A 23516-nucleotide genomic window follows, 5' to 3' on the forward strand; every position below is an offset into this window, starting at 1 on the left:
TGATAGTAAGCTACGTATCGCCATAGGCGGTTGTCATTCTCACTATCAGAAGTTTACGCTTGTGCTAATTAGCTCAAGTTAATTGGAACGTACCAATTCAATCATACCTGGTACATTAAAAGATATCTTTATTTTAAAAGGTTCACACAATAAATGCACGATTTGCGACAACTGGCAGCAAACTTTATTTTACTCAGACAAACATAGTGCGGCTGGTACCTCCGCCAACGAAGCACATACTTTGTCCGCGAGCTGTTGTTGCTCTTGACTAAAACTCTGCCCAGACTCAACTAAAATGGCTGTTTTTACGCCAGCAGCGCGGGCAGCCTTGATGTCTGAGACTTTATCACCAATCATAATACTTTGCGCAGGATCCAAGTCATGCTCGGCTATCGCTTGCAGCAGCATCCCGGGTTCTGGTTTACGACAGTCACACTCTACTTTATATGGGCCTTGTGCCTTTTCTGGGTGGTGAGGACAAAAATAAACACCAGCGATGTCAATACCATGCGCCATAAACTGCGCGCACATCCACTCGCTTAACGCGTGAAATTGTGCTTCATCGTAGTAACCTCGGCCAATGCCCGACTGATTCGTCACGACCACAATTTTATAACCGGCTTTGCTAAATGCTTGGCAGGCACTGAATACCCCATCGATAAACTCAAAATCCGCAATTTTATGAACATAGGCGTGATCTTTATTAACAACGCCGTCTCTATCTAAAAATACAGCCTTATCCATTGGTCACAATCCCCTGATCTTTTATTACCCGATCAAACATCGTAATTACTGCATCAACGGAAATTTGAGACATGAGTTCGCTACCTTTTACCCGTGTTCCCCAGGGTAATTGTTCAGCAGTTTTACCCTTTTGCGCAATGAGGTTTTGATGATAAACCTCAACCACATAGTCTTGATACATGTATGGCCCTGTGCGAGTTGGGTTGGAGTGAGCATACAAACCTATCACCGGCGTTCCAACTGTCACGGCCATATGAGCAGGCCCGGTATCAGGTGCTAGCACCAATTCGGCTTGCTCCAACACACAAAGTAGGGTTTTCAAGTCAGTTTTTCCCACTAAGTTTAATAACTCAGCTTGGCTGTGTTGTTGAATTTCGGCTGCTAAGTTTTGCTCAAGCTCCGTTGGGCCGCCCGTTATCACCACCTGAAACCCCAATGCAGCAGCATGATCTGCAACCCTAGCATAACGCTCAGAAAGCCAATTGCGCTCGGCTTTACTTGCCGCAGGCGATATCACAAACACTTTTCCTTCGGGCAATAGTGATTTTGCCGCAGCTTGATGAGCTGCCGTCACTGGCATCTGCCATGTTGGCTCACCGCACTCAGCACCAATTGCACGGGCAAAGTTTTGGAAACCTTCGAGCACATGTGGCGACTGTTGAGGTGCGATCCGCTTGTTAATAAACAAACTGTGTAACTCTTTTGAGCGCCCTTTATCAAAGCCTATTTTTTGCTTTGCAGGAATAACTCGTGCAACAAGGTTGGCTCTTAACGCAACCTGCATATGTAGTAATACGTCAAACTTTTGCCCTTTGAACTTTGCCTTTAACGCCTTGAGCGCAGCTTTACCCTGCTTTTTGTCAAATACGACGAGCTCAACACCGGGTAGGTCAGCCAGTAACATGGCTTCCACTTTACCTATCACCCACGTTATTTTCGCTTGCGGATGTGCACGTTGGATCGCCTGTACAGCACTCACGGCATGGCATACGTCGCCAATCGCAGAAAGTCGCAAAATACAAATAGAGGTCAAGGATTTGCTCAAAACAATAGTTCTCATGGAAAGTAACAAGCGCTTGATCTTAAATTAATCAAACAAGTTTGCAAGTTTCACTGAGGATGAAAAATAGTTAGAATGTCACAATTGACTCTTAAGAATCCTATATTGTGCAAATCACCAAACAGCCGCATAGCTATTTACTAACGCCTTCAGCCCTAGATTATGATGTTTCAGAAGAAATGTTTGACCCTGAATATTGGCAGAAAAATAATGCGATTGTCGGCTCGAAAGAAGGCCGAGCAACAGCGTGGTTCGTACGGTTTAATCAAAGCGTTGCGGTACTTAAGCACTATTATCGTGGCGGCTTAATCGGCAAGCTGTTGAGTGATCAATATATTTTTACCAAATTAGAAAATACTCGCGTATATCAAGAGTTTGCCTTGCTAGAGCAACTACAACGACAAGGTTTACCAGTCCCAACGCCACTTGGCGCAAGAATATCACTTCATTTTGGTATTTATCGTGCAGATATTTTGACCGAAGCGGTGTCTGATGCCACCAGTGTTTGCGAAATTTTGCAAGCAAGAGCGCTTAGTACAAATGAACTGGAAAGTATCGGCCACACCATTGCTCAGTTTCATCAAGCCGGTGCCTATCATGATGATTTGAACATCAACAATATTTTATTTGATGCCGACGGCAAAGTATTTCTAATTGATTTTGATAAGGGCAAAATCATGCAGCCAAACCTAAGTTGGCAGCACGCAAACATGGAGCGTTTGCAACGTTCATTTAAAAAAGAGGCCGGTAAATGGCCGACCTTTTATTTTGATGAAAATCAGTGGCAAGTATTAATGCAAGCCTATCGCAACGCACGTTAACTTTTTTGTAACTGTGCCTTTTTAATCACATTGGAAGTCGAGCAGCCATCCAAAAATGCTAACACCTCAACTTTTCCACCTTGATTAAGCACATGCTCTGCACCAGCAATATCTTCCACTTTATAGTCACCACCTTTGACCAAAATGTCAGGGCTGACCATTTCTATCAACTTAGCTGGTGTATCATTTTCTTCAACACTGCCAAACGGAATAACCCAATCCACAGAAGCGAGTGCAGATAACACCATAGCCCGCTCTTTCAATGGATTGATTGGACGTTCAGGTCCTTTGAGACGCGAGATCGATTCATCATTATTTAACCCAACAACGAGTCTGTCGCCCATCGCTTTAGCTTGCGCTAAATAACGCACATGACCTGCATGGAGAATATCAAAGCAGCCGTTGGTAAACACAATGGTTTCGCCGTTTTGCTTGGCAAAAGTAATATGCTTAAGCACTTCTTCAAACGGCGTTTGGTAGTGCTCGCCCGTTTCTCTAAGATATTGACCCAGTTTGCGACTCAACTCTTCCGGTGACACCGTTGCAGCGCCTAATTTACTCACGGCAATACCTGCGGCAATATTTGCTACTTCCACCGCGTCTTTAGCCGACATTCCAGCGCCTAACATCGTCGTCAGTGTGGCGATCACGGTATCACCAGCTCCCGTAACATCACTTACTTCCTGTACTTGAGCTGGGAAATCAAACTTTTCAGTATTGGTTATCAAAGACATGCCTTGCTCGGAGCGCGTCAGCAACATAGCGCCGATCCCTGACGTTTTAAGGAGTTCGCGCGCACTAGAGGTGAGTGCCTCTTCGCTACTTGTGTCTCCACCAGCGAGTTTAAATTCGTTTAAGTTAGGCGTAATAAAATCAGCACCTTGATAGAGGCTCAAGTCACTATTTTTAGGGTCGATAAGTACCGTTTTACCAGCAGCTTTAGCCACCGCAATCATTTCTGAAATGGCGCACAAAGCGCCTTTGTTGTAGTCGCTAAACAACACAAAGTCATACTTATCAACTTCTTGCTTTAGACGCTCAAGCAAGAGTTGACTGTGAGATAACTGAAAGGGCTCTTCTAAATCGAGTCTAACCACTTGCTGATGACGGCTGATCACACGCATTTTTGCGATAGTCGGCAGCTCAACGACGTTAACTAAGCTAGATTCAATATTTTCTTTGGTAAGAATAGCCTCAAGCGTTTTGCCATTGTCATCTTCGCCGATAAGTCCAAGCAAACCCACTTTACCATCTAGGTGAGCGATGTTTTTGGCAACGTTCGCCGCACCACCAGCTTTGTCTTCTAATGCGCTGACTTTCACCACAGGCACTGGAGCCTCAGGAGAAATGCGCCCAGTATCTCCATGCCAGTATCTATCCAACATCACATCGCCAACCACCAATACCTTGGCTTTATTTAGCTGTTGAAGCGCCGCTAACTTCATGCTTTTTGCTCCGCCGCAACGAGCATATCGACCGCTTCGCATAGCCAGTGACCAATAAACATATGCGCTTCTTGAATACGCGCTGTCTCATCGTTTGCGATAATAATCGGTAATTTAGCAATGTCCTTCACTTTGCCACCAGTTCTACCTGTCAATGCCACGGTAAACGCGCCAATTTCATTTGCGGCTTGAAGTGCCAAATTGATATTAGGGCTCGTACCTGATGTGGTTAAACCAATCACCATATCTTCTGGTTTACAAAGTGCCTGAACCTGACGTTCAAATACTGAGTCAAAGTGATAGTCATTGCTGTGCGCGGTCAAAATTGAGGTGTCGGTAGTTAATGCAATCGAAGCTAAAGGACCGCGCTCTAATTTGTAACGCACCACAAATTCTGCAGCTAGGTGCTGCGCATCTGCCGCGCTACCACCATTACCAAACCAAATGACCTTACCACCGGCTGCTAACGTGCTTTGGCATGCTTCAAGTAGCTCAACACATTCTTGGTGATAGTTTGCCATTGTTTCAAAAACATCAACATGGCGCTGTAAGCTTGCGAAGTAGCTTTGTGCTACTTGTTCATTCAATGACATATTTGTTCCTAAACTATTCTATGCTTGTCCCGCGTGATACCTACCAGTATACATGGACTGATAACCAAGTGTAATTCTCACCGAAGACATCTTTACCCAAGGTTAATTTCGTTTCGATTTGCTTGCTATAAGCTTCACCAATATGCGCCAGCTCAAACTCGTAGCCACGTTCGTACTCAGCGCCAAGCTCACCAAGTTCATTCAAATAATTACTTTCATTATCGATAACTGAAAGCTTAGCTCGCCATAATGAACGATAATCTGATTGATAAGTACCTTCTAAAACGTGAATTTGCGTCGGTGCACCATCATCGAACTGGCGATGGTTTGCAGCAAAATGCCCAACGCCAAATCCGTCGATCGTATTGCCATAAGTATCGTAAATTTCGTTTACATACCATAAGCTTTCCATATCAGTAAACTCATAGCGTAATGAAGTCGTTGAAGTCAATTGAGGGAGAAAAACGCCAACATTGACAACCGTATTACCAAACAAATAGTTTTTATGGTTATTGCTATCCTCACCACCGTATTCTAAATACCATTGTGCTTGAGTGCCGTAATTTGTAGTAAAGCTGGTCGTGATAGTTGCCCATTGATCGCCCAGTTCATCATCTTGAGTGAGATCACCTATCTTATTATCGTTTCCAACAGGGTCAAAATATGCCTTAACAAAGTCCTTAAAATCTACTTTTCTAGGCCCGCCTCCGAATTGCATGACTCTGTTTAGACCGATTTTCCATCCAGCTAATGGCTCTATACTAAAGTGACTACCCGCTATTTTAGGTGTTCCATCGTGAAGCGTGCCTTGAAAACGAATCCCGTCATGGACTTTCTCTAGTTCAGAATAAAACAGCTCAAAATCGAAGTTCCACCAATTTCGAATAGGCACAACTAAACCCAAAGAAGCTGATAATGAGGGTCTAGCGTTATTAGAATATACTTGAGCCGAATGCTTAAATGGTGAAAACCAATGTTCTTTATATCCTAAATTAAGCTGCAAGTTACCGTAGGACATGCCATAAAAAGTATTGTATGGAACAAGTTTGTTTGCATTTACTCGATACTCAGCACCGATTTGTAAAATGCTTGATTCGCTTCCACGCCAAACACCACCGAGCCCCAATTCAGCATATTCACCGCTGTAATTACCTCTATCGTTGGCTATTTGCTTTTCTTCACCGCTATCAACACGCAGTGTTATCGATCTTTGTGTCAACGCATCGTCCTGCAGATAAGGTGCAATCCCCTGACTAATACTCTGCTGTAATGTGGCGTCAATATGCCTAAGCTTCATCAAATGCATCTTGATTTCACTGATACGGTAAGGCTTTGCCATAGGCGTACCAACGGTCAACGCAAACATTTTATCGATTTGATATTCCAACAGCGGATCTTGTCCAATGGGTAAATAAGCTGTGGGGCTCGCAAAAGCGAGATTCGAAGCTAATAAACTACAGCAAGCGAGTACTCGAGCTAAATTCATTTTGTTATTCCATTACTTTTAATGCGCTAAATACTACCAAACCAAAAGCCCATAGGCATCTGTTGAACTGTGTAAAATTGTGTTGTTCATTCAATTTCGCCTTGGAACAAGGTAAAATACTGATTTTTGAGCTTAAGCGACTCCTATGGCGCGCCGACTATATTCCTTACTGTTGCTAGTATTAGCACCTATTTTATTGAGTTATCTGTATTTTATTCGAGGTAGGAAAAACCCAGGCTATCGAACTCATTTTACAGAGCGCTTAGGCTTTAACCCAAACAAGCTGCCGCAACATGCTGTTGTGATCCATTGCGCCTCTGTTGGGGAAGTGCTTGCAGCCACACCTCTCATAAAATCAGTACTTAAAGAACAAGCTGCAGCTCCAATCATTGTCACTTGTAACACCCCGACAGGTAGAGAAGAGATAACAAAAGCTTTTCACAGTGATGTACAAGTACATGTCTGTTATTTACCTATAGATTTTGCTTTTGCGGTCAGAAAGTTTTTCATGACCTTGAAGCCCAAACTCCTTATTGTGATGGAAACTGAGCTGTGGCCTAATCTTTTTTATTACGCCAAACAAAACCAATGTAAAACCTTGGTAGTCAATGCCAGACTCTCTGAAAAGTCATACCAAGGTTATAAAAAGCATGCTTGGTTAACCAAAGGCTTAATGAGCAACATAGATCTGCTTGCAGCCCATAATGAAGAAGACGGCGAGCGTTTCATCAAGCTCGGGCTTGTTCAATCTAAGCTTCACATTACCGGCTCAATCAAGTTTGATATCTCAATCACCGAAGAAGAAATTGCAAAGGCAAGACAGTTTCAAGAAAATTACCCCGAGCGGTTAATTTGGCTTGCAGGATCTACGCATCCTAAGGAGCATGAGCAAGTCATTGCTGCACATCAGCGAGTATTAAAGCAGGTAAGTAATGCGTTACTCATTATCGCGCCTCGCCATCCCGAGCAGTTTCAAGCGGTTGCTGACTACCTCAGTGAACAAGAGATCGCTTTTACCAAAAAGAGTAGTAACGGTATAAACGCAGAAGCTTCGGTCTTGTTAGCGGATACTTTAGGGGAATTAAAGTGGCTATTTGGCGGTGCCGATATCGCCTATATTGGTGGTAGCTTGATTGAACGCGGCGGTCATAACCCACTAGAAGCGGCAGCTCATGGTGTACCAATTTTAACCGGCCCACATACCTATAATTTTGCGCATATATACCCTCAACTTATCGCGCAACAAGGTGCCATCGTAGTCGATGATGAGGACAAGCTTGCCGCTCAAATTATTACGCTATTTGAAGATAAATCGCTTCGAGCGCAAATCGGTGCTAATGCTCAATCGGTACTAGTTGAAAATACCGGGGCTATTGCTAAAACCATGAAACTAATCAATAAGAGCTTGGAATAATTCATGAATACAGTCATCTCTACAATGCAAAACTGGGTTAGCCAAGTCATTGTGAAATACAACTTTTGCCCGTTTGCTCGACAGGAAGTTGAAAGTAACAGCATTCATTATTTCGTGTCTCAAGCGATAAGCCACGACGATGCCGTGATGGATATGTTAGAGCAGTGCTCAGAGTTAAACCATGAGCCAGAGCGAGAAACAACACTAGTTATATTTGATAAAGGTTTTAGCAATTTTGACGACTTTTTGGATCTCGTCGACCTAGCAAACGCTTTATTAGTAGCGCAAGGGTTTGAAGGCACTTATCAAATTGCCACTTTTCATCCTGATTATGTTTTCGCTGATAGCGATGAGCATGACGCAGCAAACTACACTAACCGCGCGCCCTACCCAACACTCCACTTGATCCGCGAAGAAAGTATGGCTCAAGCATTAGCAGAGTATGACGATCCTGAGCAGATCCCAGAAAATAATATCCGTCTCGCAAGGCGTAAAGGGGAAGCGTTTTGGCAGCATTTGCTTCAGCAATGCCACAAAGCTAATTAACCTAAGCTTCGGATAAATAGTCAAAAGGCTGGTTTAGCCAGCCTTTTCTTGTAAGATTTTGGAAGTATTACTTTTTCACCCAGCTGCCATTGACTTGAATATAATGGCCTGAATGCGTTTTGTTATACGCTTTTTTAGCAGCTAAAGCTTCCACTTGCTCAAGTGTAATACCGTTCTTTTTCGCTAATTGCTGGTATTTTTCTTTGCGCTTTTCATTCACTTCATCAACTAGCTGCTGCACACCTTGGCCATTTTTAACTACGCCAAGATAGCCCGATGTAGTTTCGCCAACTAAACCCTGTGATTTAGCATCGTCAATGGAAATTGCGAATGCGGCGAAACTCATACTGAGCCCAATAATTAGGGTAGAGATTGCTTTTAGCTTCATAAATCCTCCTTAGAATAGCTCGCTGTCTTCGCTGAATAAATTGTCGAGTTCTTTATCCACCTTCACGCGGATCTCATGATCTACTTTTACATTTAAGTTGATCGTAATAGGCTCTTTGGTTTCTACTTGCACCTTATGAGTACAAGCGCTCAATACCAATAAAGCTGATATCACTAGCATCCATTTCATTCACTAACGCTCCTCTTTATTTAACGCATTTTCCACTTCGCGCGTAATCTCGTCGCTTAAGCGTAGGGCTCGTAATAAGGTAAACACATTTTCTGAGTGTGTATAGTTAAAGTTTACTGGTTGTTGTTGGAGTTTGTTAATTCCTGTAATTTTAACATCTAAGTCCAACCAGCCGTCTTCACTTAAATTTACGCCACTACTCAATTGCTCAATGGTCAACTCGTCAAGTACACCGATCACCGTTTGTAAGCTAGGTTGCTGCTCTTTTAGCGCATTAATTGATGCATTGTTTTCCACCTTTAACAGCCCCTCACCAACACTGTGTATTTGACCAGAGTCAATTCGCACGCCCGATGAAGAGAGTTGCACTGGTAATGTCCCTGAGATTAGCCCTTTCAGCTCGACGCCCGCATCATGCCCTGAGGCGGCAATAAGGTCCAAACTCAGTTTATCTAGCGATACCTGAACGACCTGCGGCGTTGGGACCAAACTAACTTCATCAACCCCCACGTTACCGGCAAAAACCTGTGCGTTAATATCTTTCAGTTTAGCCACGCCTGCTTCGCTGAGTAGTTGGCCTGTTATTGCTTGAACGATAACACCAGCTCTCAACTCTTCAACACTCAGTGTGGTTGGCTTGAGTTGAATATTAGCTGAACTTAATAGACCAAAGACATCAATCGTTGCATTTTGAATAAGCCGTTCATTAAATAACGCAGAGCCGTTTTGAACGCTCCCGTCTAAGGTAAATATGCGCGTGGATAAATCCCCTTCGAGTACTGCATAGAAATTACCATGGGTAATTTTTAAGTTCGGTAAAAGCGCGTCAATATATGGCTGAAGTTGAGTGAGCTGCTGCGTGGGCACGTGTATTTGTGCTGGATGTTTTAAGCTTGAATATTGATGTTCAAGCAACGCCTTTACACCATCAATATTAATCACATGTGACGCCATCAATCCGCGGCTTTGCTGCCCTTTGCTGTCAATGCTCACGTTTTTCAAACTGAGATCAGCTAAGTTAACTTCTGCTACCTTAGTATTGCCCGACAAGGTTGAAAAGATTTCTCCGGTCGCGACTGAGCCTTGCCAGTGCAGTGTCTGCGCAAACTCATTCAGTTTATAATTCTGCTGTTGTATCTGTGCACTGGTTAAGTTGAGATTGATATCAAAATCATGTGTAGGCTTGAGCACAACTCGCCCGCTCAACTCACTCTGTTTTGCTGTTACATTCTCAACACTCAGGTTTTGCAGTTTTGAATCAAGCGTTATCGCAAAACTCATTCCTTCAGGTAAGACTCTGTGTAGTAGATGTCCACTTTTGAGTTTTGGCACATCTAGCTGCGCATGTAAATCAAGCGTCAAAGATGGATTATCAATCACCAAATCTGATGTCAACAACTGGGTTGAGAATATACTCGGCTGAGCCTCAACTGTAATTAGCTCGGTTGGATCACCCGATATTTTGAAGCGGCTATTGAGCTCGAGATTCTCAGCAATAGCATCTTGCAGTGTAAGCTTTTGAAGGTCACTTGTGATTTCCCCGCTCATATTAACAAAATTTGGCCGCGCAATAAGCGCTCCAGCCAGTGTATGCGCGCCCCACTTTTCATCGGAAAATTCAAGGCGAATATCACCATTGACGAAAGGCTCAGTTAAGTCGACTGCCAACTCGTTAACTTCAAGCTGTAACGGTTTATCTCTACCTGTCACTTGAAGTAAATCTGTCGCAATTGAATCCGCAGAAATAGTAATTTCACTCGGTATACGAAGCTGCCAAGTGGTCGGTAACAGTTTGTTATATTCAGAAGTAAGACAATTAAGCGTTGATTTCGCTGAAATCGGCTCGGCAAGTGCTATCTTCCCCTGCTGTGTGGCTAAATCATAGCGCCCTGACACAGCGCCTATATACGCAACGGTACCTTTACACTCAGCCTGTTCAAGCGCCACTAAAGTTTCAAGTTCTAGCTCTGTGTCCATAGCTAGACCATCGAATTCAAGTTGGCTAGTTCCTGAAAGGGCTTGGATCTGAGGAGGTAACAAAGCGCCGAGGTACTCGCCACTAAGGTCAACATTTGCAGCAATACGCTCTGGCTGCAACGTAACTTCTGCAGCGATGTCACCTGAAACTACAAATTGATTCAGCTCGGACTCCGAAATCGACACAACTAATGGCTTGGGTAATGGCTTGCCAGAAATAGACAGCTTGGCAACATGCATTTTGGGTCTGGTGATGTCGAGTGGCAATGCAAGGCGCTGTGGCCGAGTTGCATCTGACTTTTTGGGCGAAAGAAGTTGCATATCCGCTTTTTCAATATTGACTTGGCGCATGCTTAGTTGCGCATCATAAAGCTGGGCATTAAACGCATCAGTCTGCACACATGCTTTTGTAATATGGATACGATTGAAGCCCGACAAACGCCAGTCAAGACAACTGACCTGAAGTTCATTAACTGGTATAAAATGTTTAATGGCCCAGAGCGACAAAGGAACTCTGGCAAGGTAAACACCCACGAAAACACTGAGTATCAACACTAAGCTCCAAAGCCATTTTTTCATTCGTATCCCTAAAATATGATTGGTATTTCCTTTTCAGTGTACCCGATAGATAATTATCGAGCCATGAATAAAAAAGGCCACCGAAGTGACCTTTTTTAATTTCGTTAGCCTACTAGCTTACGCGCATTGCGGAACATACGCATCCAAGGGCTATCTTCTTGCCACTCATCTGGGTGCCAAGAGTTTGCTACTGCTCTGAATACACGCTCTGGATGCGGCATCATCACAGTTGCACGACCGTCTGTTGACGTCATGCCCGTAATACCAGCAGGAGAGCCATTCGGGTTAGCTGGGTACTGAGTGGTTGGATCACCGTAGTTATCAACAAACTTCACAGCAACTGAACCTGAATTCAGTGCCGTTTGTACCGCCGCTTCGCTTGCAAACTCAGCATGACCTTCACCATGTGATACCGCGATTGGCATGCGAGAGCCAGCCATACCATCAAAGAAAATTGACGGGCTTTGCTGTACTTCAACTAAGCTAAAACGCGCTTCAAAACGCTCTGACTTGTTGGTGACAAAACGTGGCCAGTTTTCCGTGCCTGGGATCAGCTCTTTTAATGTAGAAAGCATCTGACAGCCATTACACACACCTAAGCTGAAAGTATCTTGGCGTTGGAAGAAGCCTTGGAATTGCTCGCGTGCTGAGTCATGGAATAGGATTGATTTAGCCCAGCCTTCACCAGCACCTAAAACGTCACCGTATGAGAAGCCACCACATGCCACTAGGCCTTTGAATTGCTCTAGTGTTAAGCGACCTTCAAGGATATCGCTCATGTGTACGTCGATTGCCGCAAAGCCAGCACGGTTAAATGCTGCCGCCATTTCGATATGTGAGTTAACGCCTTGCTCACGCAAGATGGCAACTTGAGGCTTCACCCCTTTTGCAATGTAAGGCGCTGCGATATCTTCGTTTAGATCAAAGCTTAGTTTAACGTTAAGGCCCGGATCTTTGTCATCGAACTTAGCGTCAAATTCTTGCTTCGCGCAATCTGGGTTATCACGTAGTGCTTGCATCTGGTAAGTTGTCTCAGCCCAGATAGTGCGAAGCTCAGTGCGAGTATTTTCAAGTACTGCCTGACCGCCACGGGTAAAGATAACCTTGTCTTCACTGTTTAGCGTACCGATGCGATGTGCAATATCAGCAATACCGTGCTCAGCAAATACCGCTTCAACCGCAGCGATATCGTCATTGCGAACTTGCAATACTGCGCCAAGCTCTTCATTGAATAACACTTCTAAGTCTGTACCTTGCAGCGCATCTAATTCAATGCTCACACCTGTGTGGCCTGCAAACGCCATTTCCGCAGCAGTGGTGAATAGACCACCGTCAGAGCGGTCGTGGTAAGCGATAAGCTTGCCTGACTCAACTAATGCTTGTACCGCATTGTAGAAGCCTTTTAACAGCTCTGGGCTGTCAACATCAGGTGTCTTGTCGCCAAGTTGCTTGTACACTTGCGCTAAGCTTGAGGCACCAAGACGGTTTTGACCAGCACCTAAGTCAAGTAGGAATAGGCTGGTTTCACCCTTATCAGTACGAAGCTCAGGCGTGACTGTTTTGCGAATATCTTCAACACGACCAAATGCAGTGATGATAAGTGATAATGGCGCAGTCACTGACTTTTCTTCGCCATGCTCATCCCACTGAGTCTTCATCGACATTGAATCTTTACCAACTGGGATTGTAAGGCCTAATGCAGGACATAATTCTTCACCAACCGCTTTAACCGCTTCGTAAAGACCCGCATCTTCGCCTGGATGACCCGCAGCCGCCATCCAGTTTGCCGAAAGCTTAATGTTGTTTAGGCTACCGATATTAGCACCAGCGATATTGGTTAACGCTTCTGCTACTGCTAGACGCGCTGATGCACCATAGTTAAGTAGTGCTGCAGGGGTGCGTTCACCCATCGACATCGCTTCACCGTGGTAAGTATCGTAAGTTGCCGCCGTTACCGCACAGTTAGCGACAGGTACCTGCCAAGGGCCAACCATTTGGTCACGTGCAACCAGACCCGTTACGGTTCTGTCACCAATCGTGATAAGGAATGTTTTCTCAGCAATCGTTGGTAGGCGAAGCAAACGCTTAGCAGCATCTTCAAGCTCAATACCCGCAGTATCTAATGCTGTACCCACTACACGCTTTGACTCAACGTCACGATGCATTTTAGGTGGCTTGCCAAGTAAAACGTCTAGTGGCAGGTCCACAGGATTATTATCAAAGTGGCTATCAGCGACTGTTAGGTGACGTTCTTCTGTCGCTTCACCAATTACCGCATATTGTGCGCGCTCACGCTTACAAATTGCTTCAAAGCGAGCAAAGTCTTCAGCTGCAACTGCCAATACATAACGCTCTTGCGACTCGTTACACCAGATTTCGTGTGGTGCCATGCCTGGTTCATCGTTCGGGATGTTACGTAGCTGGAACTTACCACCACGGCCGCCGTCGTCGACAAGCTCAGGAAATGCATTTGATAAACCACCCGCGCCCACGTCGTGAATAAACGCAATTGGGTTATCATCACCAAGCTGCCAACATTTGTCGATCACTTCCTGACAACGGCGTTCCATCTCAGGGTTTTCACGCTGAACAGAAGCAAAGTCTAAATCTTCGTTTGATTGGCCAGATGCCATTGATGAAGCAGCCCCGCCGCCAAGCCCGATGTTCATTGCAGGACCACCAAGTGCGATTAGCTTAGCACCTACAGGGATTGAGCCTTTTTGCACGTGATCTTCACGGATGTTACCTAAACCACCAGCGATCATGATTGGCTTGTGGTAACCACGTACTTCAGCGCCATTATGGCTTTCTACTTTTTCTTCGTAAGTACGGAAGTAACCCAATAGGTTTGGACGACCAAATTCGTTGTTAAATGCAGCGCCACCAAGTGGGCCATCAAGCATGATGTCTAATGCATTAACAATGCGTCCTGGTTTACCAAAGTTAGTTTCCCAAGGTTGCTCAAAACCCGGAATACGAAGGTTAGAAACCGTAAAGCCAACTAAACCTGCTTTTGGCTTAGAACCACGACCGGTTGCACCTTCATCGCGGATCTCACCACCTGAACCTGTTGATGCGCCAGAAAATGGGGCAATCGCCGTTGGGTGGTTGTGCGTTTCCACTTTCATCAGAATGTGGATATCTTCCTCGTGGTAAGCATATTCGCCGTCTGTATTTGGGAAGAAACGACCCGCTTTAGAGCCAACCATTACCGCAGCGTTATCTTTATACGCCGACAATACGTTGTCACTATTGGTTTCGTAGGTGTTTTTAATCATTTTAAACAGCGACTTAGGCTGTTCTACACCATCGATAGTCCAATCAGCATTGAAAATTTTGTGACGACAGTGCTCAGAGTTTGCTTGAGCGAACATGAACAGTTCGATGTCATTAGGGTTACGGCCAAGCTTTTCAAAGCTTTCTACTAAGTAGTCAATTTCGTCATCAGCAAGTGCAAAGCCTTGCTCAACGTTCGCAACCGCGAGTGCTTCACGGCCGCCGCCAAGAATATCCACTGAAGACATTGGGCGAGGCGTTTCCGTGCGGAATAATTTAGCTGCATCATCAAGCTCTGCATGAGCAGATTCGGTCATGCGGTCATGAAGTAATTGTGCAACTTCGTCGAACTGAGCTTGTGTTAGTTCACCCTCAACATAATAAGCAATACCACGCTCAACACGGTGTACTTGCGTAAGACCACAGTTGTTTGCAATATCTGTCGCTTTAGAAGCCCAAGGAGAGATAGTTCCGATCCTTGGTGTTACCAAGATCAGTTTGCCCTCTGGCGTGTGCTCCGTAATAGTCGGTCCATACTTTAACAGGCTGTTTAGCTTAGTTAACTCAGCCTCTGAAAGCTCAGCCGTTAAATCAGCAAAATGCATGAACTCGGCATAAACATTGGTAACTGGTAATTGAGCTGCAGCGCAGGTTTTAAGGATCTTTTGGACTTTGAAATCTGAAAGTGCAGGTGCACCACGTAGGATTAACATAGGTATTTTCATCCGGGGTTAAGGATTGAACGATATCTTTGGGCGCTCATTATAGTGGAAATAGCGCGCGGAATTAACACTAATTTGTCAAAACTAGAAAATATCATGCAAATCTATCATTATCTTAAGTTAATTCGGCTTTTGCAATTATGATTTTGCTGCGGTAAGTTGGGATTTCGAGCGCAAAAGAGAACCTAGGTCATGTTTAAATACGTCTTTATGTGCGTTGTTGTCATCTGTTTAGTTGGGTGCGACAAAGCCCCTCTTAATCAGTTGCAACATGTAAAACAAAATAAGGTATTACGTGTTGGCACGCTCGCGGGCCCGGGAAACTACTACCAAGGCACCACTGGAGAACAAGGGTTCGAATATGAACTGGCGAGTGAATTTGCCAATGAGCTTGGTGTTGAATTACACATTGTTCCTTACTTTAACTTAGATGAGTTGTTTGCAAGGCTAGATGCCGGAGACTTAGATATCGTCGCCTCCGCGGTGAGCTTTCACCCATCAAGAACAGTACAATATCGTTTTGGCCCAACGTATAGAATGATCAGTCAAAAACTCGTGTACAAACAAGGGAGAGAGTGGCCAAGAGACTTTGATGATATTAAAGCGCCAATTACCGTACTTGCACACAGCAATCATGTTATTGCGCTTGAAGAGGCGAAAACAAGCCACCCTCATTTGAGTTGGGAGGTTGTTTCAGATAAAGGTGAGGAAGAGCTGCTTCAGGCCATCATTGATGGAGAGATTGACTACACCATTACAGACTCACATTCACTGGCCCTATTTAGACGCTACCACCCGACCGTCAGTATTGCGTTTTCAGTTACAAAAGATGAACATGTGGCGTGGATGATGCGTAACGAAAAAGACGATTCGTTATATGCGTTGCTGCCTGCATTTTTCGCTCGAGTACAACAAAACAACTTTTTGGCCACGCTCGAAGAGAAGTATTTTGGTCATATCGAAGAGTTTAACTATGTAAACACCTTAGCTTTTGTCGAAGCCGTACATAGTACCTTACCCACCTATCTCAAGTGGTTTAAAAGTTATTCGAAACAGCACAATATCGATTGGCGTTTGCTGGCTGCAGTCAGCTATCAAGAATCGATGTGGGATCCCAGAGCTAAGTCTCCAACTGGGGTTCGTGGCATCATGATGCTAACACAACCCACGGCTAAAAAAGTTGGCGTGACAAACCGCCTCAATGCGCAGCAAAATATTGAAGGTGGCGCCAAATACCTACGTATTTTATTCGACCGTATGCCTGAAGAAATACAGCAGCCCGATAGTACTTGGCTTGCCCTTGCTTCTTACAATGTGGGCTGGGGACATGTGCGGGATGCGCGTAACATTACTGCGGATCAAGGTGGCGATCCGAATAACTGGGCAGACGTTAAAAAACGACTACCACTACTTACTAAAAAGCGCTACTATCGAAATACAAGATATGGATATGCTCGTGGTGATGTCGCGGTAACGTATGTAGATAATATTCGCCGCTATTATGATGCACTAGTGTGGTTGGAAGACAACGGTGCACTCCTACCTGACAGCAGCAAAGCCTCTTCGCAAACGACTCCGGTTGATAATCCAGACAAAGCCAGTGAAGTCGAGAAGCAACAGTAATTTATATTTACTAAACTGGCTTGATAAATGCTTCAAAAGGTCATAAATCTGTCATAGGCATAGCGTATTTATACTAAATTAATATTTGGGGGCGTTACCCCCACCTAATCTCTCACATTCGGAGGTTCTATGTTGAGAAGACGTCGGAATCATCAATTTAAACGTAACACCAAATACACGTCGCCAAATCGCCGTCGTGTCATGATGAAAAATGCACATCGTAAAATGCTCTTGCGCCATCGTATTTTTGCGCTAATTCAAATGGAAGAGCAAAGGGACGCGAAAACAGCCACTGCGGTAGTACAACCCTAAGTACTACCGTTTTTCAACTTTTTTGCTGCTTTAATCTCTTGGCGTCTGCGCTTAAAAAATGCAGACAGCTTTTCGCCACATGTCTCACCCAGTACGCCCGATGTAACTTCTAGTTGGTGGTTGAGCTTTTCATGCTGTAACAAGTTCATTATCGAACCAGCCGCGCCCGTTTTTGCATCCGAGGCACCAAACACCACTCGGCTCAAGCGGCTATGGACCAGTAAACCAGCACACATAGGACATGGCTCAAGCGTCACATATAAAGTGCAATCAATCAGCCGATAATTTTCAACGACTTTGCCAGCTTCTCGAATAGCCATCATTTCAGCGTGAGCCGAAGGATCATGACAGGTAATTGAACGGTTCCAGCCCGCAGCTATCATTTCACCATCTTTCACTACAACAGCGCCGACAGGAATTTCGTTTTCGGCTTCAGCTTTGTCAGCAAATGCTAACGCCACTTTCATCCAATATTGATCATCTTTTACTTCTGACATGGTAATTTTATAGTCGTCTTCACCTAAAATGGAGTATATCACCTCCAGCAGAGCTCTGGTTAAGCTGCTATTCTTAAATAATCATAGTCACCAATACAGCTGCTTTTATAAGCAAACTCAGGATGTTACCAACATCTTTTTAATATTTTGCGGACATTATTGATAATTTTCGCAATTTTGCCGTGGCTCACAGGGTTGGATTTACGCTATAATTCGCCGCTTTTTTTATTTCGTAAGCTCAAAAACACACGGGTAGAATATGAAATTTCCGGGACGCCGTAGGCATAAACACTATTTTCCGGTGGAAGATAAAGATCCGCTTATTAACCAGTTACACGCTGATGATCGGCTAAAAAGGAGCTATATCTGTGGTATAGATCAAATCGTCGTTGATATCGAAGCGAAAGTGGATCAAGCTTTTCTTGATGAATTCCACTTACAGCGTGGTATGTCACAAGTGATAGACAATGATGTCACCAACGCCCTTTATGATAGGCTAAAACGTGATGACATGATCGACTATGAATTTGCCGGCGGTACCATAGGTAACACCATGCACAACTATTCAGTGCTAGCAGATGACCGCTCAGTACTGCTTGGGGTGATGAGTGAAAACATAAAGATTGGCAGCTACGCCTATAAATTTTTATGTAACACCTCAAGCCGAGTTGATCTGGACTACTTGCAGCCAGTTGATGGCCCCATTGGTCGTTGTTTTACGCTTATCGATGACAGTGGTGAGCGAACTTTTGCTATCAGCGCAGGATTAATGAACCACCTACGTCCTGAGTCTATTTGCCAAACGCTTATCGAAGAATCATCGGCGTTAGTGATCAGCGCTTATTTGATGCGCACGAGTGGCGACGAAACCATGACACAAGCAACGATGCAGGCGGTTGAGTATGCCAATAATGCTGGCATACCCGTAGTATTGACGCTTGGCACTAAGTTCTTAATTGAACAAGACCCCAAGTGGTGGGCTGATTTCGTTGCTAAACATGTTGATATCCTTGCGATGAACGAAGAAGAAGGTGAGGCGATCACAGGCTTTAGCGATCCACTTCTCGCTGCGGATAAAGCACTGGACTGGGTTGATTTGGTCATTTGTACCGCTGGCCCTAAAGGGCTGTTTATGGCGGGTTATGTTGATGACAGCTGCAAGCGTGTGACTGAATACCCGTTGCTGCCTGGTGCTATTCCTGAATTTAATCGCTACGAATTCTCACGCGCGATGAAAAAAGCCCAATGTGAACAGCCGATCAGGGCATACAGCCATACCGCTCCTTACATGGGTGGACCGGATATCATCAAGAATACGAATGGTGCCGGTGACTGTGCCCTTGCCGCTGTTCTGCATGATATTTGCGCCAATGAATATCATAAGCTAAATGTCCCAAACTCGGCGAAGCATGAACAAAGTGCTATTACCTATTCATCTTTGGCACAGATAAGCAAATATGCAAACCGTGCAAGCTATGAGGTACTCGTTCAGCATTCACCAAGGCTATCTCGAGGCCTACCTGAGCGTGAAGACTCACTAGAGCAATCATACTGGGAACAATAACGGTCCTCAGCATGTTTAGGATTGGTAAAAATAGCGACTACGGTCGCTATTTTTATATCATCTAGTTTGTATATAACTTGGCATCAAAAAATAGCAGTACCAAGTTCATTGGATAGATATTCTAATGCCGCGATCCCAGCCAAAGAGTTACCAACTTTATCAAGCCCAGGCGACCAGACCGAAATTGTAAAACGATTCGGCACAATAGCGATTATTGCTCCCCCGACGCCCGACTTGCCAGGCATTCCTACTCGATAACCAAAGTCACCTGCTGCATCGTAAAGACCACTCGTAAACAACAGCGAGTTCATTTGCTTGGTTTGTTTTTTGGTTAGTATCCGCTGTTTTGATAAGTTGCAGTAACCCTGACTAGACAGATAGGAAAATGACTTCGCCAACTCAGTGGTATTCATTTCAATTGCACAAAAATTGAAATAAGACCACAACACATCCTCGACTTCATTATTAAAATTGCCAAATGACTTCATCAAATAAGCCATCGCTGCATTTCTATACCTGTGATCATACTCAGACTGCGCCACAATCTTATTAATACACAGCTTGTCGTTACCAGACATCGCTCTGTAGCTTTCTAGCATGGTATGAATTGGAGCAGATAAACGAGAGTACAGCGCATCACAAGTTACAATGGCACCTGCATTTATAAAGGGATTTCTTGGAATACCATTTTCGAACTCAAGCTGAGTTAAGGAGTTAAAAGCAGTACCCGAAGGCTCTTTCCCTACCCGACTCCACAGCTCGTCACCATAGCGCTGCAGTGCTAGCGTCAATGTCATTACTTTGGATACTGATTGAATTGTAAATCTGGCTTCAGTATCTCCAGCACTAAATGTTTCGCCATCTACCGTGTGCAGTGAAACAGAAAATTGTTCTAACGGCTGCTCAGCTAAAGCGGGAATATAGTTAGCAACTTTGCCTTGGCGTAACAACGGTTGAACTCGCTGTGCAGCCTGCTCTAAAATTTCTTGGTAATTTGGCATATGCTCGTAATTAAGGCTAGCTAGGATGATTTGGGAAGTGTATCAAAAAAGGCCCCGTAGGGCCTGATGTTTATCTGAAACTAAGGTTATTTCAGTTCCATTTCTTGAATAATCTCGTGCGCAATAGGTGGCGTTGTACTCACCGGCTTCTGATGTTTATTGGCTTTTAACTGACCTTTTCGGTGCTTCAAAGCTGCATCAAGCTTTTTAGACGCTTTAGCAATAGCAGGATACATCACTTCGTCTTCACCTTTTACTGATATTCGGCTACCTGCGTAGTTTGTACTTATCTCCGTGTAAAATTGTTTGTGTTCTTTGCTGACGATGATGTCTAGGGATAACAACGACGGAAAATGGTTAGCGATCTTGGCAAACTTTTCATGAACGTGGTTTTTAACAGCATCGGTTACATCTACGTGATGGCCAGATAAATTAATCTTCATATGCAATCCTTCTTTTGCGTTTACCCTTAACAATAGTATTGGCACGATTGCTCGATTTCTCAAGAGCCTTAGCAGAAATTTATTACAAAAATTGGAAGGAAGCTGATTCTAATCAAAAAATAAATAAGGAGAATTAGTGAGGCCTTTGATCTCAAATGTATGTTTATTAGAACTCAGGCATAAAAAAAGCCCTAGCAAGGGCTCTTTTCATATTGCGTAAACTTTACAATTAAAGGCCTGCACGCTCTTTGATGACAGCAATCAATGCTGAACCACCGTGATTTGATTCAGCCCATGCTAAATCTTTACCATCTTCTAGCGCGCTTTTTGGAATACTTTTAATAATGTACTCGCCCGAATCGACAGCATTGCTAGCAATAGCATGTCTAAGTAAGTTATTACCGTTGCACTGGATTGCGTCGTAAACATTACGCATTTTCAGGCGTGATGTTTTCAAAGCGTTACGAATGCGATTTTTATCGTCCGCTGCGATATATTCACATATAGAAAGCGCCAACTGATCGTTTGCACTTACTGGTTTGCTGAAAGAAAAAGCTGCAACAGCGATAGAAGCTGACAGTAGCACGGTAGTTAATTTCATTACACAGACCCTTTAATACTTTATTCGTAGCATATAACTGGCTATATTTTAGCAACCTAAACAATTGTTAGCAAGAAACTCATAGTTTTTTGTTCAGAGTTACGAATTTATAACTATGGTTATTTCTTTCATCAGGTTCGTTACACTCAGTTTCAAGCACTTCCCACTCAGCAACTTGCTCGTAGTCTGGAAATTGAGTATCTCCTTCAACTTCTAAATCGATGAAGGTCAAATAGAGCCGCTGAGCATAAGGCAGAAATATGTCATATATATGACCACCACCAATTATCATAATTTCGTCACAACCCCTAACAGCACTAAGTGCGGCTTCAGGTGAAGCAAGGACTTCAATACCTTCTTGAGTATAGTCAAGATTTCTGGATATCACTATGTTTCTACGACCAAGAAGAGGCCTACCAATAGACTCAAATGTCTTTCGGCCCATAATCACAGGTTTACCTAGCGTAACCTTTTTGAAATGTTGAAGATCTGCAGGCAAGTGCCACGGCATATCGTTATCTTTTCCGATAATACGGTTATTTGCCATCGCAGCTATCATTGAAATTACCACAACGCACCTTTATAGTATTTTAGTATTAGTTTATACACACAATTAGCATGCAAGATGTTTGATTAACCTGAACTCGGGATAAGAAGTAAGTTAATCCACTAAAATCACTAAGCTCAAAAGCGTAGTATCACTCTAGCCAGAAGTTATTTCTTAATACAAGGCAAATTTGTGCGTCAATAGCTGGCCTATTGCAAACAAATTTAACGCAGTAGTAAGGGATAACAGCTGCTAGAGAACAAGTTGTTATCCCGAGTTCAGATTGATTAGTATATCATCTTCAATACAATTGCGGCGAGAATACTGAGTTGAAGTAATATACTGTTCAAATAGGCATAAAAAAGGCCCATATATGGGCCTCTTAGAATAAATTCAATGTAACTTAACGCTCGTAAATAACTTCAACATCGTAGTCGTCGTCATCCCAATCATCCCAGTCATCATCGTCGCTCTTATCATTTTTAGTTGCGTGTCTGTGGTATGTGTCCCACTTAAATTCAACTTCTTCTTGCTGCTCTTCTTCGAATTTATCTTTTGGCATGCTTTCAAGAAGGTTCATGATATCAAAGCACAAAGGTTGCGTATTTAACTTGTTTGCAGCAGAGATCATATAAAAGTTTTCTGCGTCTAGCTCTTCAGCAATACGGGCGCATACTTCTTCTCTTTCTTCTTCAAGTAATAAATCCACTTTATTTAGCACTAACCAGCGAGGCTTTTCCGCTAATTTAGGACTGTATTGGTGCAGTTCGTTAATAATAGCGAAGCCATTCTCGACAGGATCACTACCGTCAACCGGCATCACATCAATAATGTGTAATAACACCCGACAGCGCTCTAAGTGCTTTAAGAAACGAATGCCAAGACCTGCGCCGTCCGCAGCACCTTCAATTAGGCCTGGGATATCAGCAATTACAAATGACTTGCTCGCTTCAGGTCTCACAACACCTAAATTAGGTACTAGCGTGGTAAATGGATAGTCAGCGACTTTTGGCTTGGCTGCAGATACACTACGGATAAACGTAGATTTACCAGCATTTGGCAGACCTAACAAACCGACGTCTGCAAGCAGCATTAATTCTAAGCGAAGGTTACGAACTTCACCTTGAGTACCCAGCGTTTTCTGTCTTGGTGCGCGATTAGTACTTGACTTAAAACGCGTATTACCAAGACCATGATACCCACCTTTCGCTACAATCAGCTTTTGTCCATTTTTGGTCAAATCGCCTAAACACTCTTCAGTATCGACATCTGTAACTCTTGTACCAACTGGTACCTTAAGTACTAAGTCCTGACCTTTTTTACCAGTACAATTACGGCCTTGACCATTGGTACCACGCTCAGCCCTGTGAAAGCGTTCAAACTGATAGTCGATAAGCGTATTTAAATTTTCATCAGCCTGCAGGAATACACTACCGCCATCGCCACCATCACCACCGTCTGGGCCACCATCTGGCACAAACTTTTCGCGGCGGAATGAAACGACACCACTGCCCCCATCTCCGGCTTCCGCTCTAATCTCTACTTCATCGACAAACTTCATGGTTTAAACTCTTTAACTCTGTCTGAATTCACTACACCATTATAGCAGCAGCGACAAATCGCTCCTAATACCAATTGTATTAATACGCCTTGATATAGCTAATTTGGTAATTGATGTGCTGAAAACA

General features: G+C 43.9%; 21 protein-coding genes. 6 read left to right on the forward strand and 15 right to left on the reverse strand.

Annotated elements, in window-relative coordinates:
• Positions 1–189: 189 nt before the first annotated feature.
• Positions 190–744: a D-glycero-beta-D-manno-heptose 1,7-bisphosphate 7-phosphatase gene (gmhB, locus tag MHN30_RS20165; protein WP_239360909.1), complete on the reverse strand. Its 555-nt coding sequence runs from the start codon at positions 742–744 to the stop codon at positions 190–192.
• Positions 737–1804 (reverse strand): glycosyltransferase family 9 protein, encoded by a 1068-nt coding sequence (locus MHN30_RS20170; protein WP_239360911.1) that lies wholly within the window; start codon positions 1802–1804, stop codon positions 737–739. The genes gmhB and MHN30_RS20170 overlap by 8 nt, the downstream gene beginning before the upstream one ends.
• A 107-nt stretch (positions 1805–1911) precedes the next feature.
• Here MHN30_RS20170 and MHN30_RS20175 point away from each other — a divergent pair, with 107 nt between their 5' ends.
• On the forward strand, positions 1912–2625 hold the full coding sequence (locus tag MHN30_RS20175; RefSeq protein ID WP_239360912.1) for a 3-deoxy-D-manno-octulosonic acid kinase: 714 nt from the start codon (positions 1912–1914) through the stop codon (positions 2623–2625).
• On the opposite strand, the gene hldE is transcribed toward MHN30_RS20175, so the two are convergent.
• The 3 genes from hldE to MHN30_RS20190 are packed head-to-tail and all read right to left on the reverse strand — an operon-like array spanning position 2622 to position 6149.
• Positions 2622–4070: a bifunctional D-glycero-beta-D-manno-heptose-7-phosphate kinase/D-glycero-beta-D-manno-heptose 1-phosphate adenylyltransferase HldE gene (gene hldE / locus MHN30_RS20180; protein ID WP_130125794.1), complete on the reverse strand. Its 1449-nt coding sequence runs from the start codon at positions 4068–4070 to the stop codon at positions 2622–2624. The two genes, MHN30_RS20175 and hldE, sit on opposite strands and share 4 nt — an antisense overlap.
• Positions 4067–4663: an SIS domain-containing protein gene (locus MHN30_RS20185; RefSeq protein WP_039491395.1), complete on the reverse strand. Its 597-nt coding sequence runs from the start codon at positions 4661–4663 to the stop codon at positions 4067–4069. The genes hldE and MHN30_RS20185 overlap by 4 nt, the downstream gene beginning before the upstream one ends.
• 40 nt (positions 4664–4703) lie before the next feature.
• Positions 4704–6149 carry a capsule assembly Wzi family protein gene (locus MHN30_RS20190; protein ID WP_239360913.1) on the reverse strand — a complete coding sequence of 482 codons (1446 nt, stop codon included), beginning with the start codon at positions 6147–6149 and terminating at the stop codon, positions 4704–4706.
• Between the two features lie 145 nt (positions 6150–6294).
• On the opposite strand from MHN30_RS20190, the gene waaA reads away from it, so the two are divergent.
• Both waaA and MHN30_RS20200 read left to right on the forward strand, forming a co-directional pair.
• A complete protein-coding gene (gene waaA / locus MHN30_RS20195; RefSeq protein WP_239360914.1) occupies positions 6295–7563 on the forward strand; it encodes a lipid IV(A) 3-deoxy-D-manno-octulosonic acid transferase in 1269 nt (422 codons plus the stop codon).
• Between the two features lie 3 nt (positions 7564–7566).
• Positions 7567–8109: a DUF1415 domain-containing protein gene (locus MHN30_RS20200; RefSeq protein WP_239360915.1), complete on the forward strand. Its 543-nt coding sequence runs from the start codon at positions 7567–7569 to the stop codon at positions 8107–8109.
• A 67-nt stretch (positions 8110–8176) separates the two neighbouring features.
• Here the strand turns inward: MHN30_RS20200 and MHN30_RS20205 are convergent, their stop codons facing one another.
• The 4 genes from MHN30_RS20205 to purL form a co-directional block, all read right to left on the reverse strand.
• Positions 8177–8497: a YdbL family protein gene (locus tag MHN30_RS20205; RefSeq protein WP_017216535.1), complete on the reverse strand. Its 321-nt coding sequence runs from the start codon at positions 8495–8497 to the stop codon at positions 8177–8179.
• Between the two features lie 9 nt (positions 8498–8506).
• Positions 8507–8686, reverse strand: coding sequence for a YnbE family lipoprotein (locus tag MHN30_RS20210; protein ID WP_010374602.1), 180 nt, complete (start codon positions 8684–8686; stop codon positions 8507–8509).
• 3 nt (positions 8687–8689) lie between these two features.
• Positions 8690–11242 carry a YdbH domain-containing protein gene (locus tag MHN30_RS20215; protein ID WP_239360917.1) on the reverse strand — a complete coding sequence of 851 codons (2553 nt, stop codon included), beginning with the start codon at positions 11240–11242 and terminating at the stop codon, positions 8690–8692.
• Positions 11243–11346: 104 nt separating this feature from the next.
• A complete protein-coding gene (gene purL, locus MHN30_RS20220; RefSeq protein WP_239360919.1) occupies positions 11347–15231 on the reverse strand; it encodes a phosphoribosylformylglycinamidine synthase in 3885 nt (1294 codons plus the stop codon).
• A gap of 201 nt (positions 15232–15432) precedes the next feature.
• Between purL and mltF the strand changes: the two genes are divergently transcribed.
• Both mltF and MHN30_RS20230 read left to right on the forward strand, forming a co-directional pair.
• Positions 15433–16863 carry a membrane-bound lytic murein transglycosylase MltF gene (gene mltF, locus MHN30_RS20225; protein WP_239360922.1) on the forward strand — a complete coding sequence of 477 codons (1431 nt, stop codon included), beginning with the start codon at positions 15433–15435 and terminating at the stop codon, positions 16861–16863.
• Positions 16864–16992: 129 nt separating this feature from the next.
• Positions 16993–17175: a hypothetical protein gene (locus tag MHN30_RS20230; RefSeq protein ID WP_010374594.1), complete on the forward strand. Its 183-nt coding sequence runs from the start codon at positions 16993–16995 to the stop codon at positions 17173–17175.
• Here the strand turns inward: MHN30_RS20230 and tadA are convergent.
• Positions 17172–17672 (reverse strand): tRNA adenosine(34) deaminase TadA, encoded by a 501-nt coding sequence (gene tadA / locus MHN30_RS20235; RefSeq protein WP_130163438.1) that lies wholly within the window; start codon positions 17670–17672, stop codon positions 17172–17174. The two genes, MHN30_RS20230 and tadA, sit on opposite strands and share 4 nt — an antisense overlap.
• 259 nt (positions 17673–17931) lie before the next feature.
• Between tadA and MHN30_RS20240 the strand changes: the two genes are divergently transcribed.
• Positions 17932–19236, forward strand: a complete 1305-nt coding sequence (locus tag MHN30_RS20240) for an inosine/guanosine kinase (protein WP_010374590.1) — start codon at positions 17932–17934, stop codon at positions 19234–19236.
• Between the two features lie 83 nt (positions 19237–19319).
• Here the strand turns inward: MHN30_RS20240 and glsB are convergent, their stop codons facing one another.
• The 5 genes from glsB to cgtA form a co-directional block, all read right to left on the reverse strand.
• Positions 19320–20237, reverse strand: a complete 918-nt coding sequence (glsB, locus tag MHN30_RS20245; protein ID WP_039491407.1) for a glutaminase B — start codon at positions 20235–20237, stop codon at positions 19320–19322.
• 86 nt (positions 20238–20323) lie between these two features.
• Positions 20324–20680, reverse strand: coding sequence for a ribosome-associated translation inhibitor RaiA (gene raiA, locus MHN30_RS20250; protein ID WP_010374586.1), 357 nt, complete (start codon positions 20678–20680; stop codon positions 20324–20326).
• Between the two features lie 229 nt (positions 20681–20909).
• Positions 20910–21281, reverse strand: coding sequence for a DUF3718 domain-containing protein (locus MHN30_RS20255; protein WP_010374584.1), 372 nt, complete (start codon positions 21279–21281; stop codon positions 20910–20912).
• A gap of 79 nt (positions 21282–21360) precedes the next feature.
• The gene (folA, locus tag MHN30_RS20260) at positions 21361–21852 is read right to left on the reverse strand and encodes a type 3 dihydrofolate reductase (protein WP_343224356.1); all 492 of its coding nucleotides are present in this window, start codon (positions 21850–21852) and stop codon (positions 21361–21363) included.
• Between the two features lie 379 nt (positions 21853–22231).
• Positions 22232–23389 carry an Obg family GTPase CgtA gene (cgtA, locus tag MHN30_RS20265; RefSeq protein WP_010374580.1) on the reverse strand — a complete coding sequence of 386 codons (1158 nt, stop codon included), beginning with the start codon at positions 23387–23389 and terminating at the stop codon, positions 22232–22234.
• Between the last annotated feature and the right edge of the window lie 127 nt (positions 23390–23516).

Source organism: Pseudoalteromonas sp. OF7H-1 (assembly GCF_022347825.1).
GTDB classification, from domain to species: domain Bacteria; phylum Pseudomonadota; class Gammaproteobacteria; order Enterobacterales; family Alteromonadaceae; genus Pseudoalteromonas; species Pseudoalteromonas maricaloris.

Coding starts and splice junctions, on each gene's coding strand:
- waaA (WP_239360914.1), top strand. CDS start 6,295: ATGGCGCGCCGACTATATTCCTTACTGTTGCTAGTATTAGCACCTATT.
- MHN30_RS20215 (WP_239360917.1), bottom strand. CDS start 11,242: ATGAAAAAATGGCTTTGGAGCTTAGTGTTGATACTCAGTGTTTTCGTG.
- mltF (WP_239360922.1), top strand. CDS start 15,433: ATGTTTAAATACGTCTTTATGTGCGTTGTTGTCATCTGTTTAGTTGGG.
- MHN30_RS20200 (WP_239360915.1), top strand. CDS start 7,567: ATGAATACAGTCATCTCTACAATGCAAAACTGGGTTAGCCAAGTCATT.
- purL (WP_239360919.1), bottom strand. CDS start 15,231: ATGTTAATCCTACGTGGTGCACCTGCACTTTCAGATTTCAAAGTCCAA.
- MHN30_RS20190 (WP_239360913.1), bottom strand. CDS start 6,149: ATGAATTTAGCTCGAGTACTCGCTTGCTGTAGTTTATTAGCTTCGAAT.
- glsB (WP_039491407.1), bottom strand. CDS start 20,237: ATGCCAAATTACCAAGAAATTTTAGAGCAGGCTGCACAGCGAGTTCAA.
- MHN30_RS20210 (WP_010374602.1), bottom strand. CDS start 8,686: ATGAAATGGATGCTAGTGATATCAGCTTTATTGGTATTGAGCGCTTGT.
- hldE (WP_130125794.1), bottom strand. CDS start 4,070: ATGAAGTTAGCGGCGCTTCAACAGCTAAATAAAGCCAAGGTATTGGTG.
- MHN30_RS20240 (WP_010374590.1), top strand. CDS start 17,932: ATGAAATTTCCGGGACGCCGTAGGCATAAACACTATTTTCCGGTGGAA.
- MHN30_RS20205 (WP_017216535.1), bottom strand. CDS start 8,497: ATGAAGCTAAAAGCAATCTCTACCCTAATTATTGGGCTCAGTATGAGT.
- cgtA (WP_010374580.1), bottom strand. CDS start 23,389: ATGAAGTTTGTCGATGAAGTAGAGATTAGAGCGGAAGCCGGAGATGGG.
- raiA (WP_010374586.1), bottom strand. CDS start 20,680: ATGAAGATTAATTTATCTGGCCATCACGTAGATGTAACCGATGCTGTT.
- tadA (WP_130163438.1), bottom strand. CDS start 17,672: ATGTCAGAAGTAAAAGATGATCAATATTGGATGAAAGTGGCGTTAGCA.
- gmhB (WP_239360909.1), bottom strand. CDS start 744: ATGGATAAGGCTGTATTTTTAGATAGAGACGGCGTTGTTAATAAAGAT.
- MHN30_RS20185 (WP_039491395.1), bottom strand. CDS start 4,663: ATGTCATTGAATGAACAAGTAGCACAAAGCTACTTCGCAAGCTTACAG.
- MHN30_RS20230 (WP_010374594.1), top strand. CDS start 16,993: ATGTTGAGAAGACGTCGGAATCATCAATTTAAACGTAACACCAAATAC.
- MHN30_RS20255 (WP_010374584.1), bottom strand. CDS start 21,281: ATGAAATTAACTACCGTGCTACTGTCAGCTTCTATCGCTGTTGCAGCT.
- MHN30_RS20170 (WP_239360911.1), bottom strand. CDS start 1,804: ATGAGAACTATTGTTTTGAGCAAATCCTTGACCTCTATTTGTATTTTG.